The sequence below is a fragment of the Pseudarthrobacter sp. 05T312 genome (assembly GCF_056396685.1).
Map to the genome: position 1 here is coordinate 127,447 of NZ_JBFTLY010000003.1, position 20,008 is coordinate 147,454.

Below are 20,008 nucleotides of genomic sequence, written 5' to 3' on the forward strand. Positions count from 1 at the left end.
GGAGCTAGGACCGGACGGTGAGCCGGCCTTCCTTCATGTCGTCACGCAGCTGCGACAGCATGTACCAGTGCGCGCCCTTGGGCTTGAGTGAGATGTAGTGCTCGTGCTGCTTACCATCCTGCTCCCAATCCAGGACCATCTCCGGACGGCGCAGCAGGCCCTGGTATTCGTCGACGTCGGCACGGATTTCCACGCGCACACGTTCGTCCGCAGGCGGCACCAGCAGCACCGCGACGTCGCCCTCGTAGCTCAGTGAGACCTCCTGGGCGAGGAGCCGCCGTACGTCGGCCGTGCAGATCTCTCCGCGGGCGACGTCGAAGACGTTCTTGCCGTGCGTGGCGCTCTCCCAGGCATCGATGCACTCGATCAGCATCGAGCACCCCTGGGCGATACGGATGATGTCCGCCTCGTCCGGCGGCCAGCTGCCCTCCTGCATCTCGATGAGCATGCTGCTGAAGTCCTGTGGTGTGCGCAGGAAAGCGTGGTCGAGGGCCATGGGATTCGTGCTCCTGGGTCGGGCGTGAGCGGGTGGCGACTCTATAGACGTTACCTCGATCCGGGGTCGCCGTGAATGATCCAGGCCCTCTCTGACCGGCGTGCCGGCGCGGGTCTCGCCGCTCCCATTCGACTCGCTGTGCGACTCGCTTAGACTCGCCATTCAACTCATTCTATCGATAGACTTGTGACTGATTTATGAGTCGACTGGTTTATGAGTCACCGACGAAAGGGAGTCATGATGGTTGTCGGGATCCTCACCGAGAAGCCGAGCGCGGCGCGGCACTTCGCTGCAGCCCTCGGCGGCATGAACGGCACGTACAACGGGGAGCAGTTCGTCATCGCCCACGCCCGGGGGCACCTGTACGAGTTCGTCGATCCGCACCGGATGGTGGCGGATCCGGACGTGGCCGGGAAGTACCGGACCTGGGACCTGGGCAACCTGCCCTGGGACCCTCAGCAGCTGGACTGGAGCCTGGAGGTGATCAAGAACGCGAGCGCTGTCGCCGCGGACGTGAAGCGGACCCTGGGCAAGTGCGACGAGATCGTGATCGCCACCGACGTCGACCCCACGGGCGAGGGCGGCATGATCGCGGTCAATGCCTTCCTCGAGTTGGGGCTGAAGCCGGGCAAGTGGTCGCGCATGTACTTCACTGATGAGGCTCCGGCCTCGCTGCAGAAGGCCTTCGCCGCGCGCAAGGTCATTCCGTCACTCCTGGACTTCGACGAGTACCGCAAGGCGCGCTACCGCTCACAGTTCGACCTGCTCTCGATGCAGTTCACCCGCATCGCCACGAACATGGCCCGCCAGTCCGGGCAGGACACGGTGCTGCGCCAGGGCCGGCTGAAGTCGGCGATGGTCAAGCTCGTCGGCGACCAGCTGAAGGCGTATAACGACTACGTCAAGAAGCCGTTCTTCCAGAACCGGTTCCGTGACGAGAACGACGTGATGTACACGAACCCGGAGGAGCCGCGGTTCGACCAGAAGGACCAGGTGCCGAACCAGTACGACCCCTCCCCCGTCGTGCTCGACGGCAAGGCGACGAAACAGACCCCGCCACCGAAGCTGCTGGACCTGGCCGCACTCTCGTCCATCCTGGTCGGCAAGGGAATCAAGGCCCAGCTGGTGCTCTCGACCTACCAGTCCATGTACGAGGCCCAGGTCGTGAGCTACCCGCGCACCGAGGACAAAACGATCACGCCTGAGCAGTTCAACGAGCTTGCGCCTCTGGTGGACAAGATCGCCGGCGTGGTCGGGGTGGATCGCAAGCATCTGACGCACCGCGAGCCGCGCAAGGCCCACGTGAAGCCGCAGGGGGCGCACGGTGCGAACCGTCCCGGCCCGAAGGTGCCGTCCTCGCTGGACGACGTCGAGCAGCGTTTCGGCAAGGCCGGCCGCCTGATCTACGAGACCCTGGGCAAGAACTACCTGGCGATGATTGCCGAGGACTACGTCTACGAGCAGCAGAAGGGCCACGTCAAGGACTATCCGGACTTCGTGGGCATCGCCAACGTGCCCATGTCGGCGGGCTGGAAGGCGGTGTTCGATCCGGACGCCGGCGACGACACCGCCGAGGGCGACGAGAACGAGTCGGCCAAGGGCCTGGGCACCAACGCTGAGCCCTTCGTCTTCGAGGGTGCGAACAAGCGCCCCGAGCACCCGAGCATGAAGTGGCTGATGAAGCAGCTGGAGAAGCGCGACGTGGGCACGGGTGCCACCCGGACCTCGACGTACTCCGAGGTGACCTCGACGAAGACGAAGTACCCGCTGCTGCTGGAGAAGGGCCGCAAGCTCACCCTCGCCGAGGCCGGGGACATGAGCTGGCGGCTGCTTCCGGGCACCCGGATCGGCGACCTGGCGCTGACCGAGAAGGTCTATGCCGATATGAAGGAGATTGCCGTAGGCACCGGCCCGAGCGCAGAGGAGCGCCTCGCGGTCGTGGCCGACTGGGTGCGCGAGGACATCGCGACCATGCAGAAGAACGCCGCGACGATGCGCTCCGCACTGGGGCTCAAGGAGGAGGCCGTCACCCGGAAGGAGCGGGCGCAGGGCACCTGGGCCAAGACGGGCAAGGATGTGGTGTTCGCGCGTGAGTGGGGCGGCCACCGCTTCACCGACGACGAGGTCGCCCGGCTGCTGGCCGGGGAGACGATCGAGTTTTCGGCGAAGAGCACCACGGGCAAGGCCTATGAGGTCTTCGGCGAGCTTGGCGAGGGCACCTTCAAGGGCCGGAAGTTCGTCGGGTTCCAAAAGCTCGGCTTCGGCCGGCGCGACGCCAGCGGCAACGCGCTGCCGCCGGCGTCCTGGTGCCACTACACCTTTACGCCCGAGGAGATCGACCGCCTCATGGTTGGCGAGGGCGTCGAGTCAAGCGACTTCGTCTCAAAGAAGGGCAACCGCTTCCAGTGCAAGGTCTTCTTCCGGGAGGAGAAGAAGGGTGAGGGTAAGAAGATCGTGCCTGACTTCGAGGCCTCCCTGGACTCCCCGCCGAAGAGCTGGTGCGGGGTTGCCTTCACCGACGACCAGCTCGCGGCACTGGCCGCGGGCAAGACGATCAAGGGTACGGGCTTCACCTCGAGCAAGGGAAAGAAGTTCGACGCCGAGCTTCAGTGGAGGAACGAGGGCGGCAAGAAGAAGCTCGTCCCCTCCTTCGGCTGAGGTTGCGCGGACTCGTTCCTGAATGATTATTCGGATGCCAGTCCGATAGACTGCCCGTCCATGTAAATCAGCACGCCACGGTACCGCCCGACGGCATCGGATCGCACGTCCGAGTCGCTGGGCGGTGCCATTCTTGCGTCAGTCGCGCTCAATTCGATAGGTCTATCTAAGGTAGAGTAGTCATGTATCCCTCATCTATGAGGGCATTCGGACAGGCGCAGACAAATCAGTGGTGGCAGCAGGGAGAGATTCATGGCGAAGATGTCGTACAAGGTGCCGACGAGCCTCAACAGGTCGTTCCTCGACCACGAGATCACGCTCAGCAAGGGCGGCTGGGCGGCCAAGCCCTCCCCCATCAAGCAGCTGTTCTTCTTCGGCGGGGGCGCGCTGGCGCTGCTGTGGGCGGTGACGCAGACCTTCGTGGCGAGCTCGGGTCCGGTGTTCATCACGCTCTTCGTCATCTGGGGCCTGGCACTGATCGTCTACTTCGGCGGCATGACCAAGACCAAGGAGCTGCGGGCGATGAACGTGCCCGCCCTGCTGGCATACGCCCCGTCCCGGGCACGCAACGTCTTCACCCGCCGCAGCTCGGACCCGAGCGACTTCTACTCGATCGTCGGTATCGACGGCATCGAGGAGGACGGCCGGATCCACTTCTCCGACGGCGGTGAGGGGCAGGTCTACTTGGTCGTCGGTTCAGCGTCGTACCTGCTCTTCGACGAGGACCGCATCGGCATCCTGGACCGGGTCGACGCCTTCTGGCGCAAGATCGACACGAACTGCGAGTGGGCCTTCGTCACCACGAAGGAGCCGCAGCGGATCTACCACCAGGTGGCCTCGCTCGAGCATCGCAACCACGCCCTCGCGGTCCGCGACCCTGACCTGATCGAGCTGCAGAACGAGCAGTATGACATCCTCACGCAGCACGTCGGTGGCAAGTTCACCTCGATCCACCAGTACCTGCTGCTCAAGGGCAAGAGCGCTGACGCTCTGCGCCGGGCGCACATGGTGCTGCAGTCCGAGGTCGAGGGGTCCGCGCTGATGATCAAGGAGGCTACGGTCCTCGACCGCGAGGAGACCGAGCCCATGCTGCGGGTCTTCTACCAGGGCATCGAGGACGACCTGCACTCTCTCAAGGCCTCACTGAACTGACCGGGCCGAGCTGGACGAACAAAGGAAGGACGAAGGGTGACATGGCGCTGATGACGAAGGCCCGCGCGCAGCTGGGCATTCCGGGGAAGAAGCCCCGGGGCGGGGACGCGACGGCCGTGCCGGGCGTGGATGAACTGGAGGCCGCTCTCGACGGCGATCCCGCCACGGGCGGGACGGCGGAGCCGTCCGAGGTGACCGCGCCGGCGGTCGCCGCTGAGCCGGCCGAGGTGGCCGAGCCGAACAAGAACTGGTGGCAGCGCCGCCAGGAGATAAAGAAGCTGGAGGGGCGGTTCGACTCGTATCCGCACCTGCTGGCGCTCAAGCCTCGGGAGAAGTACGTCTTCCGCTCCGACTACTTCGAGGTCGACGGTTCCGTGGCGTGCGTGCTCGCGTTCTTCCACGACGACGCCGCGCACGACAACTTCGCCGCGTTCTGGGGCATCGACCGGATCCCGGACGGGCTCGACGAGCGCGTCACCGCGGTCGTCCTGGAGCAGGTGCGCCGGATGGACGAGAAGTGGGTGGATTCGTTCACCAAGCAGTCGGAGAAGCTCGACCGCCTTGACGCGAACGAGCAGGAGGAGACCGGCACGACCTCTTCCAAGCGCAAGGCCGCCAAGATCTCCTCCGACCTTGAGGTCACCATCGGCGAGATCCAGGACGGCGCGAGCTACCTGTCGGTGCACAACCGCCTGTTTCTCAAGGCTCCGGACCTGGAGACGCTGGACGACTCGATCGACCGCGTCACGCGGCTGTACATCGACCGCTTCGGCACGCTGAAGGCTGCGGCGTACGCCGGCGAGCAGCGCCAGGAACTCTCGGGCCTGTTCAAGAACAACGAGAAGAAGCGCGGCAAGGGCTTCCACTTCACCTCGACCGAGCTCGCGGGTTCGTACTCGCTGGTGACTAACGGCCTGAACGACCGGGGCGGCGAGTACGTCGGCTACATGGTCGGCGACGTCAACAACTCGGCCGTACTCATGGACGTGAACCGGTACGAGCACCACGTTGTCGTGGCAGACGCGACCCTGAGCGAGTACCTGGACCGCCAGCGTGTGTCGAACATGTGGTGCTCGAAGATCTCGCAGGCCTGCATGCTCGGCAACGGCTCGGTGGTCCACCTCGTGCTGGACGGGGCGGACCTGGACAAGCTCGGCCCGAACTTCGAGCGGCTGACCTCGCGCGTGGACCTGAACCGCGGTGACGTCAACCCCTTCGAGCTGTTCGGCGACGAGGACGACGAACTGACGGTCTTCGCCGCGCAGATGGAGAAGCTCAAGCTGATGTTTGAGCAGCTCTACGAGACCACGGACGGGGCAATCGGCTCGATCATCCGCTCCGCGCTGGAGGACACGGCGACCGACTTCTACGTCGAGCAGGGCATGTGGCGGCACAACGCCAAAGACCAGCGGCACCGCCTGCGCGTGGTCAACATCCCGCACCAGCAGGTGCCGCGGCTGCAGATGTTCGTCTCGTACCTCGACACCGCGCACAAGGCCCTGCTGAACTCAAGCAAGACCGACCCCGACCAGCTGCGCGCGTACAACGTGCTGCGCGGCATCGCGAACACGATGCTCAGCACGAACGGCGACCTGTTCAACAACCACACGGCATCGGCCGTGGACGGGGTCCGGGATGCCCGGCGCGTGGTCTACGACTTCTCGCGGCTGATGCGCCGCGGCAAGGGCGTGGCCATGGCCCAGCTGGTCAACATCGTCGGCTTCGCCGTCGGCAAGCTCGGGCTCGGGGACACCGTGGTGATCCACGGCACCGAGCAGATTGACGACCGCGTCAAGAAGTACCTGCGCGACCAGTTCGACCACATGCACGAGCGCGGCGGCCGCGTGGTCTACAGCTACAACGACGTGGACAAGATGCTCGCGGACTCGGACTTCAACAAGTTCGACGCCGCGGACTACACGCTCTTCGGGCCGATGCGCGACCGCACGGTGGCGGAGTACCAGAAGCAGCTGCACCAGCAGATCCCGCCGGACCTCGCCCAGCTCATCACGACCAAGGGCGAGAACCTTACCTACCTGCGCCGGGACGTGTCGAACGTGGTCTTCCACCTCGACCTCGCGCTGGGGATCAACCCCTTCCGCGAGGCCCAGCGCAGGCAGGTTCGTCTGGAGGCCGCCAAGGCCGACGAGGCGGCCCGGATGGACCAGCTGATGAAGGACAAGCCGGCACCCGGCGCGAAGCTCACCAGTGCCCGCCAGAGCGTCGAGTCCGAGGAGGACCGCTCCGAGGACCAGGTGGGGCGGGCCGACCGCAGGAAGGCCATGAGGAAGGCCGGGACGGCCCCGCGGAAGCTGGGTAAGTCATGACGGCCATCACGGACACGACAGACAGGAAGGGAAAGATGAACGGGACCATCACGCTCGCGGCGCGGGACCGGGCCGCGGCGACTGCCCGGGGCGGGCTGGTGCGCGTCCTGGCTCTGTCGCTGCTCGTGGCACTGGTTGTGCCGCTGCTGATGACGGTGTTCGCGCCATCGGCGCACGCTGCCGACGACGAGGACCGCGACAATTACTCGCTGTACCAGCTGGCGTCGAATGCCTCGACGTACTTCAGTCAGGAGAACTCTCCCGAAGGCAAGGACAAGCCCGAGGATCGGATGAACGAGGACTGGCGGGCGATCACCGCCGACCCGGCGACGGGCGGCGACATGCTCGGCTACGCCGACTCCGAATTCAGCCTCTTCAACGTAGTCGGTTGGCTCTTCGCCGAGGCGACGGGCTCCACGCAGACCATCGGGTACGACACGCTGAATGCGACAGCCAGCGGCAGCGGAAAGAACGTCTACTCCGGCATGGTGGACTACGCCCACTTCGGCGCGGCCAACGCCGACCTCGGCCTGGACACGATGTCCTCGGGCATCGGTGGACAGATCCTGTCGCTCATCGGCGGCGGCGCGATCTGGCTGCTCTACGCGATGGCGCTGGCCGTGGGCACGCTGTTCTATCTCATCATCCAGCTGTTGAAGGTGCTGAACCCGTTCATGTGGTTCTACCAGGCGGTCGCCGGCGTCGCGGACTCCGGCGGCAATACGAACAGCGCGCACCAGCAGGACCTCGCCGACGGGATGACCGGTGGCCAGGCCGGCGGCGGTGTCCTGGCGGGCCTGCAGCACTGGATCGCAAGCTGGTACGGCCTGCTGCAGTCCATCGCCTGGGAGGCGCTGGTCCCGCTCTTCATCGGGTTCCTGATTATTGGCCTGGTGCTGTTCAAGAAGATGGACCGCGGCTCGGCGATCAAGAAGCTCGTCGTGCGCGTCGTCTTCATTGGCGTGGGCCTTCCGCTGATGGGTTCGATGTACACCGGCGTCCTGGACAAGTTCGATGACTCGCTGCTGGGCCAGCACGCCGGCCCGACCCGCGTGGTGCTCTCCACGTACGTGGACTTCGAGGCCTGGATGATGAACGACCGCCTCGGCGTTCCTGATGAGGCCGTTATCGCCTGGGACAACGGCCAGGCCAGCAACAACGCGATGATGTCGGTGCGCACGACGGCACTGGCGATCAACAAGCAGGCGCACGGTTCGACCTTCCGCGACATCAGCGTGGGCCCCGGTGCGACCAATGCCGAGACGGCCTGGAAGAACAGCCTGGTCGGCATGGAGGGCAGCCCGGCGGGTGACTTCAACGCCGTGGGCGAGACCTTCGGCATGCTCAACAGCTACATCTCGGGCCAAATTACATCGGCGTCGGACTTCGAGTCGGGCATCAAGAGCGCGATCACCAACCTGCCGGTCAACAGCGACGTGAAGAAGGAGTGGTTCATCGACAAGAAGTCCTACGGTGACAGCGACAACTTCGGCGGGCACGGCGAGTCGGACTACATCCCGACCAACCACCCGGTGCTGGCGGTCGGCGGCAAGGGCCTGACCTCCTCGAACCCGGGCGGGAACACGACGAGCTTCTCGACCCAGGGCACCAAGCACGGCTGTGGGTTCTCGGTCTGGGCGGACAACGCCCCGGTTTCCTGCAACATGTCGGCGCTGTCGGCGTACAACTACCTGAACACCGGCTTCGGCCCCGACTCGATGACGATGTACAGCTCGAACAACGTCACCAGCGGCCTGACCCGCGAGGACCACATGGCGGTCAGCCAGGTCGGCACGGGCCCGGCGAAGTTCATGTACTGGCAGAACGCCGGCGTCGTCCTGGGCAGCATGGTCCTGCTCGGCTTCTGGTACGCCATCGGCATGCTGGTGGGCGCGGTCAAGCGCACCTTCAGCCTCGTGGCCGCGGTGCCGTTCGCCACGCTGGGCGCGATCGCCGCGATCAGCAAGGTGATCGTCTACTCCGTCGCACTGATCCTCGAGGTGCTGGTGACGCTGTTCATCTACCAGTTCGTCTCGGAGCTGCTGATCTCCATCCCGGACATCATCTCCGGACCGGTGTCGGCCTGGATGTCCCAGGACGGCCTGTGGGGCTCAGGCATGCTCGGCGGGATCATCGTGGTCATCCTGACCCTGATCTCCTCGCTGCTGATCATCGGCATCACCTTGGCGCTCATGCGGGTGCGCAAGGTCGTGCTGCAGGCGATGGACGAGGTGTTCACCAAGCTGGTGGACAAGTTCCTCGAGACCAACACCGCACCGAAGCCGGACAAGAGCAGCATGCTCCCCGCGCTGGCTGCGGGAGCCGGGGCCGGAGCGGGCATGGCCATGGGTAACAAGCTCGCCTCCGGCGTCGGCGGCAAGCTCGGCGGCAGCGGGGCCACGAAGCCCGGCGGCACCTCCGGTGGCGGCAAGGGCTCGTCGACCAACGCCGGCGGCCTGAACGGTGAGCAGAAGTCGCTTGCTGCCGGGAAGGGCGCACTGGCCCTGGCCGCCGGTCCGAACGACGGTCCGGAAGCCGGCCCCGACGGCGGCAGCCCCGCCGGTCCCGGTCCGGTTCCCGGCGGTGGTGGTGACAGCGGCGGCCGCGGCCCGTCCGCTGGTGGTCCCGAGGGTCCGGGCGACAAGGGCGGTCCTCTGCAGCTCACGGGCGGCAAGGCGGGGAGCTCCCGCTCCGACAAGGAGACTGCTCAGACCTTGAGCGGCAAGGGCGGCCTGTCGAACCTCGGCTACAGCACCGGCCAGGGTCCCTCCTCGCGGGGCGGCCAGGCCACCGGCGGCCAGACGAGCTTCGGGCTCGGCGGCGCGCAGGGTGCTCCTGGTACCGGGCAGCAGGGCCATGGCCAGGGTCAGGGCCAGAAGCGCGACGGGCTCACGGGCGGCACCGATAGCGGTGCGCACACCAGCGGTGGCCGCAAGGCGGACGCCGGCCAGTCGGCACCGACGCAGTTCGGCACCGGACAGCAGGCGGCTCCGGCCTCCTCGGGCCAGGGCCCGCGCTTCACCGCTGGTACCGGCGGGCCCGCGCAGGTGAACCCCGTCGTCGCAGCGGTCCCGGGGATTCCGGGCACCCGGGCGACGCGGGCCGCCGAAGGCCAGCAGCCGCAGGCCAACGCGGGTTCCGGCTCCCGTGCTGTGCAGGCGGGACCCGGTATCCCGCAGGCCAACGGCAGTCAGCGCCGCAGCTCGCAGGCTCCGGTCCAGGCTCCGACCGGCCAGGGCAGTGCCCACCGGGCTCCGATCCAGCCCCGCACCGGCGCTCCGGCGCAGGCGCTGGGCCAGTCCGGTCAGCGTCTGCAGGCCCCGGCTCCTGCTCCTGCTTCTACCCAGCCCCGTGTCGGTGGCCGGGTTACCGGAGGCACTCAGGGCAGCCAGGGTGTCCAGCCGACTCCACGCAGCGGACGTCGATCGGCACCGGCGGCTCAGGCTCCGAAGGCCCCGGCCCCGAAGCCGTCGCAGCCGGCTCCGGCCCAGCCGCGGCGGACGGCGGATCCGGCTCCGAAGCGCACGGACGGTCCCGTGTCGCGGAGGAAGCCGGCTGAGGACCCGAAGAACTGATCGTTGGTGATGAGGGCGGCGCACTCCGACAAGGGGTGCGCCGCCCTTTGCCTGCCACGGGGGAAAGGATGGAACGGATGAATCTGCGAGGCAAGGCGCGCGACGAGTTTCCGCTGGGCTGGTGGCACTCGGGGCGCTGGTGGCTCGAGGGAGCGCGCGAGCTGGCGGTGAACTGCCTGGCCGCGTTGGCTGCTGTGTTCTTCCTGCGCGAGGCGCTGCGGCTGGTCCGCCATCGCGACAGCCCCGCTGATCTGGCGCGCCGGCGGGTGCCGACGGAGGGTTGGGTGGCCGGGCTCCTGCTCGGGTGCATGGCTTTGGGTAGTTCAACGGCCCTGGCGGCCCTGGCAGCACAGACGGGCTCCTCTGAACGGGGACTGGTCCAGGCGGCGGTCCTCATCGCCATCTTGTGGTGGCTGGCCAACGTGGTCGTTTCAGTAACCGCGCTTGCCGTGCTGGCCAGGTCGCGGGTCCGGCACCGGGACACCTGGGCCGAGATCGATTTCGTCGAGACACATGCGCCAAAGTACGGACGGCCGCCGGAGACGATCGAGGAGTACCGGGCGCTGCGCCTGAAGGGCGGACGGCTGTAGGGCTCATACGGGACTGCCAGCCAGTCAGACACGAGAAGACCCCGTGGACGTGATGTCCACGGGGTCTTCCTTTCCCGTCGGGCGGCAGTCGTACTGCAGCACCGGCCTCAATCCCTCCGGGGGCCCTTGTCGAAGATCCGCGAGATGCGGTCGATTCCCTCGGCGCTGAAGATGTCCGAGACGGCACCGGCGGTCCCGCTGCGCGGCAGCTCCGAGCGCAGGGTGAGCTTGGCGTACCCCCTGGTCGGCCGGGACTCGATGACGTAGACGATCTCGTGCGAGACGAAGGCCGAAGTGGCCGAGTCCGGCTTCTTCTGGTGGGTGAGCACCCGGAAGCCGGCCCGGGTGCCGATGTAGTCGAAGAAGCGTGTGAGTTTCTCCTCCTCGAGCTGCCGCCGCTCCCCCGCGTTGCGGCCGGAGACTTCGATCAGCTGGATGTGCGTGCAGTCCACATCGTCCGTCGGCCGGCGGATGTCGTCGAAATCCCAGGTGGCTCTTGCCGTGCGCAGCTGCCCGTCACTGGGATACGCCACCCGCCCCTTGTAGTACCTGATCGGTCCGATGAGCGTCATGCCCGACCTTCTGCATACTGTCTGGCGCACGGGCGCGTCCTGGGAGAGAAAAGGCAGAGCCCCGCGGACGCGTGGTCCACGGGGCTCCGGTACTGCAGGTCGATCGGGGCAGTCAAGGGGTCAGTCTCCTCAGCCGCAGTACTTGGTCTTGACGGCCTTGCCCTGCTCGCTGTCGACGGGCACGAGCACGACGTCGTTGACGCCGTTGGAGAAGACGAACTCCATGGTCGACTTGTCCTTGCCGAAGCTGATCGAGCCGGTCTCGGTGGTGCTGCGGCCAGCCTCGGTCCAGTCCACGGAGGACTTGGACTCGTTGATCTTGCCGGTGCCGCGGACGGTGTAGGCGTCCTTGAGCTCGCCCTTCGCCGCGGCCGCCTTCGGGTCGTCGAGGACGGAGTTGATGGAGTGGCAGGCGAGGTCCTGGCGGCTGGCGGTGTCGAAGTAGGTGATCTGGTCACCGTCCACGACGACGATGTCGCCGTTCTGTCCTTCCGAGGTGGCGAAGTACCGCCCGTCCCCGCCGGAGCTGCTGCAGCCGCTGAGCACGAGCGCGGCGCATGCCAGGGCTGCAGCGGTCGCGGCCAGCTTCGTCCGCGTCACGTGTGCGGTCCTGGTGATGTCCATGGTCTTCTCGTCCTTCTGGTCGGTCCTGTCGTCCTGGCTCTGTGTCCAGGCAATGAGTGTTCGGAAGGTCCAGCGTCTCGGCTCCACAGTTCGGAACTGTTTCCCCGAGCCCCCGTTCCCAGGCCATGCCCGGGAGCCGAAGCTGGACTATCCACGCCCGCCTGGACGGACGATCTGCTCAGCCGGGGCTGAGCAGGATTTCCACTCGTATACCTGTTTTCTCTACCAGTATGGCAGACCACGTACCACCTGTACCACCTTGCACATGTCAGTCAGGAGATGACAGGGACAACTCCAGACACAGAGAGCAGCACGCGGATCCCTGCGCGGAGAACGCCTGCAGGACCCCGGCGTCGTGTCCGGTGTGCCACTCGGACCCGTCGGGGCCGGGGGTTACACCGCACGCGGGGAGGAGGTGACCGGGTGTGGAGTAGAGGTGGTGGACGGTGCAGGGGGCAGAAGCAGCTGGCATGTCCCCATTGTCGGACACTGAGCCGTTTTGTGCCGAGCCGGCAGCGGACCCGGATCAGTCCGTTCCGGACGTTGTCGGAGCCCTTTTATAGCTTGGTGCCCAGGGGATCGAAAAACAGGACCAACGGTGATTCCCGGGAGCGAGGCGGCCGGCCGTAGCCGCCATCTTTGTGGGTCGCCTATTCGAATATGTGTTCTAAGGTTGTGTTATGTCCTCCGAAGAGTTCGCCGCTGCACTGCGAGCGCAGTATGCGCGGCGGGCCGGCCCGATCGGGCTGACCGTGGAAGAGCTCGACTTCGAACACTTCCCGGCCAAGAACGGGTATCCCGGAATCCCCGTCAAGGCATGGATCCGGTTCCCGAACTGCGCAGAACTGGTGGACGGCGAGGTCTTCGCCTGGACAGCGAAAGCGGTCGAAGTGACATGGAAGGACGGGCCGGTGACGTACCGGACCTGGGTGTGGAGTTCGGCGGTTACCCGCCGGGAAGAAATGATGAACAGGAATCTTGGAGAGCGGACCCGTGGCAGCAACAGCATCAAATAGCAAACCTCTGGACGCTCCAGTGGAGGTCCGCTTCACGGCGAAGGGGGTTCCCCTGGCCGTCAGGCATGACGGCAGGATCTGGGCCGTGGCCGCGGAACCTGTGCACTGGTTCACCCGTGCCGACTGGTGGAACACCGCCAAGCGGGCACCGGTGGGCAGCGGCGACCTGATCAGCGTCGAACACTGGCAGGTTCAGGTCCGGTTGACGTCCACTTCGGCGCTGCGAACCTTCGAGCTGCGCCGCGACCCTTTGTCCGAGCAGTGGCTGCTGGCCGGGATCAGCGACACCGGGGCTGCCGCGGCCTGAGCCCGCTCCATTTCATCGACTCATCCCCGAGTGTGACGATTCGACTCGTATCAGATTCCATTCGATTGATCCTCTGACTCATTAGTTGATAGAGTGCCGATAGGCATTCAAAGCACAGCTATCTGAGGCAGGCAGTCATGGCAGGACAGGTCACCACCGCTGAACGCGGTGTGGCTTCGTCTGCATCTGCCTCCCCGCGCAGGCCAGTGCAGATCTCGGCGGCAGCTGCAGCCGCGATCGCCGTCCGCCCGATCCCGGTGGAGGCCATCAAGGCCGGAGCCGCCGTGGCGGCCTCGGTGGCCATCCGGCGGGCGGAGGCAGCTGAGGCTGCCAAGCCTGCGCGCTTGGGTCGCCGTCGGGCCGCCTAGTCCCCGAGAGTCAGCTCCAGGACTGGCGTGAGCCCTTGACCCCGTGCTTGTTGCGGCGGTGGCTGGGCAGCCCGGGCAAAGGGAATTCCTGGCCGCACTCAGGACACGGCACTGGCTGCGGGTGCGCGTAGTTCATGTGGTGGCGCAGGTTGTTCCGGTAGCGGAACGTCCGGGGTTCTTCGCACTTGAGGCACTGGTAGCTGCCGTTCGAGGGCATGAGCGAGTACCCGCCCCCGCGGCGCGGCTCCTGGTCGTCAGCTTCGCCGAGATACCAGAAGCCGATCCGGCTCAGGTTCGTGCCCTGGGAGCCGAACATCCCCTTGACCGACCCGCGCTTTCCGTCGTCGGCGTAGACCACGACCTTGCGGAGGAAGGCCCTGATGATCGACTTCTGCTCCGTCTCGGAGAGCTCGAGGAACTCGGCCCCGCTGATGTCGGGGATCGCCCTCGGTCGCCCCTCGGTCTTCTCCGAGATCCGCATCTCGATCTGGCCCTTGAGGGCCTCCTCCTCACCGATGCGGTTCAGCAGTGCCGACATCGCGCTGGCCGGTGCGGTGTTGATCTGGGCCCGCAGGATCAGGATGGAGTCCCCCAGGGCATCAGCCTGTTCGTGGAGCTCGGACAACTCCGAGCTCGCGCTCCCTTCCGCGGCCTGGTTCAGCCTCTCGGCCTGCAGCTCCATCACCTCGGGGCTGTCGAGCGATCCGGCGACGACGTCGCGGATGAAGCGCTCCAGGGCTTCCCTGTTGATTGCAACGCCGGGGCAGTCAGCGCCGCGCATCCGTCCGTTGCACACGTACGATCCCGACTCACCCATCGACCTGTTGCTGGTCATCTTGGTGCCGCAGCCGGCGCAGTAGACGAGGCCGACCAGGGGAAGGCCTCCGGCGCGGGCCCGGGTCCGCTTGAGCGGTTGGGGCTTCATCAGCAGGCGCAGGGTTTCCCACTCGGCCTCAGTGCAGACCGCCTCATGACTCTTGACCGGACGCCCAACCTTGTCGATGACGATCTTGCGCGTGTCGCGGAAGTCCGGACCTGGGCCGCCGCCGCGTCCATCTGCCTTGGCCGTGAGCGAGTTGTATCCGGCCAGGAGCGGATGGCGCAGTAGCGAGGCGACGGCGCGGTATTGGAACGGCCGACCCTCGCGGTTGGTCAGGCCCTGCTGGTTGAGCTCCCGGACGATCTCGGCGACGGAGAGTCCATCGAGCCGCCATTCGACGATGCGGCGGACGGTCTTGCTCTCCTCCGGGTGCAGCTTCAGCGTCTTCACGCCGTCGGCGTTGCGCTGCTCGGGCCGCATCCAGCCGTACGGCGCAGGGCCGTTCCAGCCGCCCTTCTGGCGGATGTTCTCGGCGGTTCGCTTCAGCCGCTTGCTCGTGGTCGCCGCCTCGGTCTCCGCCAGGCCGCCGAGGACGGAGATCAGCAGGATGGTGTCGGGCGATCGAGGGGCGAACACGCGGTCATGGGTGTAGATCGTGACGTTGTGGCGGTTGCAGGTGTCGACGATGCGGGCGGTGTCCATCAACCGCCGTGCCAGCCGGTCAAGGTCCCGGACGTAGAGCGCCTTGACGTCGCCTTCGGCGAGGACGCCTTCGAGGCGGTCGCGCTCGGGGCGGTTCCGGTCGCGGTAGGCACTGACGACTTCTTCGAAGATGTCCTGTTTGGCGACTGTGTGGTGGTGCTTCCGGCTTTCCGCCATGATCCAGGCGCGCTGGTCGACGAGAGACGCGTTGCCCTCGGTAGGATCTTTGGATCTGCGGATATAGGCAACGGCTCGCACCCGTAAAGCATACATTTTTAAGGGTGGTGACCCACGTGGTCTGCGTATCGGTGTGATGATGGCCTCTGCAAGTGCTGCATTCCGCAAGGCTCGGCTTGGCCGACCACGTGGGGTGGACTCGTCAGTCGGCCAAAATATCGCGAAGCGTAGAACCTGCGCCTCGGAACATGGAAGGCATTCTTGTCCCTAACTATCAGCGAGTTTCATCGTTCCTTTGCAGGTCGGGTACCCGGCGCAGCCGAAGAACCGGCCGTAGCGCCCTTTGCGTTCCTTCATCGTGTGTTTCTTGCATTTCGGGCAGACCACTGGGGTGATGTCGTCGCCTGTCGCGGATCGGATCTTGACGACACGATCTCCGACCAGCTCGAGGAGGAACGCTGATTCCCTACCGGCGCGCGTGACCAGGAGCGCTGAGCGCTTGGCACGGGTCAGTGCGACATAGAACAGGCGTCGTTCTTCTGCGTGTGGGTAGGAGTCAGGGGCGGACATGGCCAGTTGCAGGAGAGCATCATCCTCGACAATGCTGGGGAATCCGTTCCTCTCAAGGCCGAGCACAACGACGTAGTCTGCCTCCTTTCCTTTCGAGGCGTGCACGGTGTTGAACTCGATGGTCAGGTTGGCGTATCTGGCTTCCAGCGCCGAGGTGACATCGTCCTTGGACCGGGAGTACCGGCCGAGCAGCAGCACAGTGGCTGGCTCAGTGAGCTCTGAGTCAAGGGTTGTCAGGTGCTGCCGGACGGCCGATCCGTAGTGGCTGCGCTCCCGTACACTGACGGCGCATAGGGTCTCGACAGCCTCCGGCGCTGAAGATCGGACGTTCTTGGAGATTTGATTGGGGTTTTTCATCACGAACCCACCGGCGACATCGCACAGGGACTGCGGGGACCGGAAGGTGCGGTCCAGCCAGATGGTGGACGCTGTCCCGAACCAATTATCGAAGCGGGTCATCACACTGAGGTCTGAGCCCGCGAACCTGTTGATCGACTGCCAGTCGTCGCCGACCGCGTACAGGTAGTTTCCAGGAGTCTTCATCAGCGCCCTCACCAGCGCCGCGCGTGCGGCGCTGGTGTCCTGCATCTCGTCGACCATGACGAGCCGGTATGGACTCGTCCACCGGCCCGACTCGACGTGATCGGTTGCGAGATTCAGCATGTCCTCGAAATCGATCTGGCCCGCGGCTCGGAGCTGACGGTCCCATTCGGCGAGGATGACGCCGTACAGGCGTGTGAAGAGCCTGGCCCGCAAGGTTCGGCCGGCCCGCTGCGTCAGCACGTCAGGGGTGAGGCGGTTGCCCTTCGCGTGGGCCATGAACGACCGCATCAGCGTCATCATGGCTGGTTCGGTGATCGGAGGCTCCCCTACCGCCTCCCGGTAGGGGTCTTCCTCGAGTTGGATTCCGTGTCGGCGGAGCTCCTGTTCGAGGTGCTCGAACCCGGACCCGTCCCGGATGGTTGCCGAGGTTGTCTCGATAAGTCTTGTGCTGTATCGAGTGTGGGTCTGACGCCGCCACGCCATACTCTCGGCATACCCGTCAAAATGTGGCGGCGGGTTGCCGTCTGAACCGAGTGCCCAGTGCTCATGCCAGACGTCGATGTCCGGATAGTAGAAGTCCGGCTGATACTGACGGTGGTGCGCGTCCGCAACGTCGTGCGCGTAGGGTCGCTCGTATTCATATCGGACGCCGTTCAGGAAGAGCCAGTTTGCGATCATCACCTCTTCCTGGCTCTTAACGACCTCCCCTGCGAGAGTGCCGAACCCGTTAATGCCTGTGCTCCTGTCCCACGTCTCAGGCTCGTCTTCGTCCCCGACGTCCGGCAGTTGCCTGCCGAACACGAGCCGGAAAAGGTCCCAGTCACGCCGGAAGGCCGGGTCCCGGTCACGGAGCCCATCAACGATCGCCGCGAGCCGCCCGATCCCGTTGCCATTGGTGATGTCATCGGGGACTGAAGGTTTTCGACCGGTGGCTTCACCGACGACTCGCAGTCCGAAGGCGTGAAAAGTGCTCGACGCTACCGACGCACCGTCATCGCCGAGGCGGGAGACGAGCCGCTCCGAGAGCTCACCGGCTGCCTTTTTGTTGAATGCGAGGGCGAGGATCTCCGTCGGCTGGGCGATACCACGCCGGATCGCATACCCGGCGCGTGCAACCATCGTCGACGTCTTTCCGGAGCCCGCGGCAGCGATCACGCGCACGCGGTTGTCAAAGCAGACCGTCGCCCTCGTCTGCTCTTCCGTCAACGGCGACTTCTCGACCTTGCGGAAGAAGTCCGCCAACTCGTCTTTCTCCCACTCCAGGAACGCCTCGTTGCGCTGGGCAGCCCACCTTGACAAGTCAGTGGTGCGGCAGGCGTCGACTGCGGCACGCTGGTCCTCACGTTTGCCCATGGGAAGCCCGGAGAGCCTCGGATCGCTGTCGGTAGCCAGCCACACAGCGACGTCCGGACGGGAGCCCTCGAGCGCGGCGATCGTGTCCTGGTCCGCCCACCGTAGTCGGTCCATCACATCCCGGACCCGGGACCACCACAGGCTGGCCGCCTCGCCCTGCTCCTCAGCCTTTGAGAGCAGGGCGGCGAGATGCCGTCGCTCATCGAGCTCGGAGAGGTACGCAGCGGCGACCTCACGCACCGCGCGACGAGACAGCCCATTGAGCACCGTCTCCGTCCCGTGGACAAGACTGACGATGAGCTGCCCTGAGCCTTCATCGACTGCGAGTCCGAGGACGTCGATGACATCAGCGTCCACCTCCCGGGGGATTCCGCAGACGCGCAGGCGGCCCTCACGGATCGACAGCACCCATGACCCGGCACCTCTGAACGCGCGTGCCCACCAACCCGGCTTCCACTCCGTCATGCTTCCCCCGACTCACACATGTTCAAAAGGAGACCATTTGCCCTCTTTCCACGGTATCAGCGAGGAATTGTGTGTCGTCGAGTGCGTTCACCGGGTTCGTGCTGATCCGCAGCCTACAGGCAACACGACCAAACCGAGCGGGACGGGGGTAATCCTTCGCACCAGGTCTCTTCCCGCCGGGCCCGTCTCCACCAGACATGGTTTCGGCCGCTGTCAAGGCAGGGAGTTTCTCGGCTTAGGGTTGTCGTTGAACCATTGGGGTCAGATCATATGACCATGGGGAGAATCTTGGACGGCGCAGCCGATGATGTCCGACGTCGACTTGAGGCTCTGGGTGTGCCTCCTGCGATTGCTATCGCTATGGGACAGGTAGGCTACTTGCCTCGTAACAGCAGGATCCCCGGTATTCCCCAACCGATAGTTGGAAGAGCAGAAGCGGCCTGGTTGATCAGCAAGTACGAGGAGCAACTCAAGAACGACCAGGATCCCTTCGCCAGGGCAGCTCTCGTCCAGGAGATGTGTGATCGGGTATTCGGCGCGGCCGGCGGGGCCGTATTCGATGCTGGGTATCCGGCAGGAACAGCGGAGCGCGAAGTAAAAGCGATGGCGGAAGGAGCGGACCGCTACTTCGAGATAGTCGACCTGTCCTTCCTCGGGGATCGAGTAATGCTCCCTGCTACCTACATATCTGGGGAAGGGGCAGAAGAGCGGCGATGGGATGGCTGGATCATTACGAAGGACGGTGTAATCGGATTCTTCGAGGAAAGCGACCTCTTGGCGGATGACCCTGCCGAAGGGAGCCCCATACTTGCTCAGCTTGGAGAACTCGATGCCTGCTCCATATTGATGCCCGCCTCGTCCGCTCCGGCGCTCAGCCATATCGACTATCAAGGGCCGTCGAACAATTTCATTGCCTCGCTGCGGGTCCGTGACGGCAATCGAATGCGCATCGCGGTCTGGCTGGAAGGGCTCACGCCAAACCACTACGGCGAGGCGATGGAGGGTATATCCGAGCTACTTCGGATTATTGATAAAGCCCTGACTCCCAGCCTGCACAATACGTCAACGGACCACATACCGCTGCGCCCGGAGCCCAAACATATCCAGGATTCAAGGCCTGCCGTCCGAATACCTGACCTTGCGGATGCGCGGTCTCTGCCAGCCTTTGATGCCGCCATGGAAGAGCTGTCGTTTAGGTACTTTGAAAACGGCAACAACCCCCGGATGCTGTGGCCGCTTATGGAGCAGTACCTTCAACCCATGCTCTACCGGTACTCCTTGAGGACCTACATGACCAATGACGAATTGGATGGTCAATGGCTCATTGAGAAGTACATTTCATACGCGGGACAAAGCCTGTGCTTGCTTCAACACAGTAATCATCACCAGCAGCAGGGTGATCTGGGCGCATCCGAACACGCGGCCCTAAAGGACTTCATCCTCGACTCCACACAGGAGATGTACGGTCTGGTCGTCTGTGCCATTCAGAATGCGGGCAGAGAACGACCGATTTCCTTTGACGGGTCGCCACTGGAGTGGAACCGCGACCTTCTCGCATACCTAACAGCGAAGCTTAATGAAATTGTGTCGGCCCAGGACCCCAACGATCCGATTCGTTTGGCGCAGCAAATGATGAAAGGCGATGGAGCTCTATAGTCAGCAGACCTTGGCCGGCTACGAACTTGGCGCGGGC

Annotated in this window: 14 protein-coding genes; 9 read left to right on the plus strand and 5 right to left on the minus strand. The window is 65.1% G+C overall.

The window, feature by feature from the left end; genetic code table 11:
* Positions 1 to 4: 4 nt before the first annotated feature.
* Positions 5 to 496, minus strand: a complete 492-nt coding sequence (locus tag AC1DIP_RS06640) for a hypothetical protein (protein WP_056387674.1) — start codon at positions 494 to 496, stop codon at positions 5 to 7.
* A gap of 237 nt (positions 497 to 733) precedes the next feature.
* Between AC1DIP_RS06640 and AC1DIP_RS06645 the strand changes: the two genes are divergently transcribed.
* The 5 genes from AC1DIP_RS06645 to AC1DIP_RS06665 all read left to right on the plus strand — a co-directional run bounded on the left by AC1DIP_RS06645 (position 734) and on the right by AC1DIP_RS06665 (position 10,798).
* Positions 734 to 3,154: a DNA topoisomerase gene (locus tag AC1DIP_RS06645; RefSeq protein ID WP_477733282.1), complete on the plus strand. Its 2,421-nt coding sequence runs from the start codon at positions 734 to 736 to the stop codon at positions 3,152 to 3,154.
* Between the two features lie 252 nt (positions 3,155 to 3,406).
* Entirely contained in the window at positions 3,407 to 4,306 is a 900-nt protein-coding gene (locus tag AC1DIP_RS06650) for a hypothetical protein (protein ID WP_190610340.1), read from the plus strand.
* Between the two features lie 50 nt (positions 4,307 to 4,356).
* A complete protein-coding gene (locus tag AC1DIP_RS06655; RefSeq protein WP_477733283.1) occupies positions 4,357 to 6,633 on the plus strand; it encodes a hypothetical protein in 2,277 nt (758 codons plus the stop codon).
* Positions 6,630 to 10,208, plus strand: a complete 3,579-nt coding sequence (locus AC1DIP_RS06660) for a hypothetical protein (protein ID WP_477733284.1) — start codon at positions 6,630 to 6,632, stop codon at positions 10,206 to 10,208. The genes AC1DIP_RS06655 and AC1DIP_RS06660 overlap by 4 nt, the downstream gene beginning before the upstream one ends.
* Positions 10,209 to 10,285: 77 nt before the next feature.
* On the plus strand, positions 10,286 to 10,798 hold the full coding sequence (locus AC1DIP_RS06665) for a hypothetical protein (protein WP_477733285.1): 513 nt from the start codon (positions 10,286 to 10,288) through the stop codon (positions 10,796 to 10,798).
* A 107-nt stretch (positions 10,799 to 10,905) separates the two neighbouring features.
* On the opposite strand, the gene AC1DIP_RS06670 is transcribed toward AC1DIP_RS06665, so the two are convergent.
* Both AC1DIP_RS06670 and AC1DIP_RS06675 read right to left on the minus strand, forming a co-directional pair.
* Positions 10,906 to 11,370: a hypothetical protein gene (locus tag AC1DIP_RS06670; protein WP_477733286.1), complete on the minus strand. Its 465-nt coding sequence runs from the start codon at positions 11,368 to 11,370 to the stop codon at positions 10,906 to 10,908.
* A 129-nt stretch (positions 11,371 to 11,499) separates the two neighbouring features.
* Positions 11,500 to 12,081 carry a hypothetical protein gene (locus tag AC1DIP_RS06675; protein WP_071416348.1) on the minus strand — a complete coding sequence of 194 codons (582 nt, stop codon included), beginning with the start codon at positions 12,079 to 12,081 and terminating at the stop codon, positions 11,500 to 11,502.
* Positions 12,082 to 12,674: 593 nt separating this feature from the next.
* Here AC1DIP_RS06675 and AC1DIP_RS06680 point away from each other — a divergent pair.
* From AC1DIP_RS06680 to AC1DIP_RS06690, 3 genes are all read left to right on the plus strand, one after another.
* Positions 12,675 to 13,010, plus strand: a complete 336-nt coding sequence (locus AC1DIP_RS06680) for a hypothetical protein (RefSeq protein ID WP_477733287.1) — start codon at positions 12,675 to 12,677, stop codon at positions 13,008 to 13,010.
* A gap of 19 nt (positions 13,011 to 13,029) precedes the next feature.
* A complete protein-coding gene (locus tag AC1DIP_RS06685) occupies positions 13,030 to 13,317 on the plus strand; it encodes a hypothetical protein (RefSeq protein WP_056387699.1) in 288 nt (95 codons plus the stop codon).
* Between the two features lie 137 nt (positions 13,318 to 13,454).
* On the plus strand, positions 13,455 to 13,685 hold the full coding sequence (locus AC1DIP_RS06690) for a hypothetical protein (RefSeq protein ID WP_142938820.1): 231 nt from the start codon (positions 13,455 to 13,457) through the stop codon (positions 13,683 to 13,685).
* A 10-nt stretch (positions 13,686 to 13,695) separates the two neighbouring features.
* On the opposite strand, the gene AC1DIP_RS06695 is transcribed toward AC1DIP_RS06690, so the two are convergent.
* Together AC1DIP_RS06695 and AC1DIP_RS06700 are read right to left on the minus strand one after the other, a co-directional pair.
* Positions 13,696 to 15,465 carry a recombinase family protein gene (locus tag AC1DIP_RS06695; protein ID WP_477733288.1) on the minus strand — a complete coding sequence of 590 codons (1,770 nt, stop codon included), beginning with the start codon at positions 15,463 to 15,465 and terminating at the stop codon, positions 13,696 to 13,698.
* A 186-nt stretch (positions 15,466 to 15,651) separates the two neighbouring features.
* Entirely contained in the window at positions 15,652 to 18,315 is a 2,664-nt protein-coding gene (locus AC1DIP_RS06700) for a UvrD-helicase domain-containing protein (protein ID WP_477733289.1), read from the minus strand.
* A 444-nt stretch (positions 18,316 to 18,759) separates the two neighbouring features.
* Between AC1DIP_RS06700 and AC1DIP_RS06705 the strand changes: the two genes are divergently transcribed.
* The gene (locus tag AC1DIP_RS06705; protein ID WP_477733290.1) at positions 18,760 to 19,971 is read left to right on the plus strand and encodes a hypothetical protein; all 1,212 of its coding nucleotides are present in this window, start codon (positions 18,760 to 18,762) and stop codon (positions 19,969 to 19,971) included.
* Positions 19,972 to 20,008 lie beyond the last annotated feature (37 nt).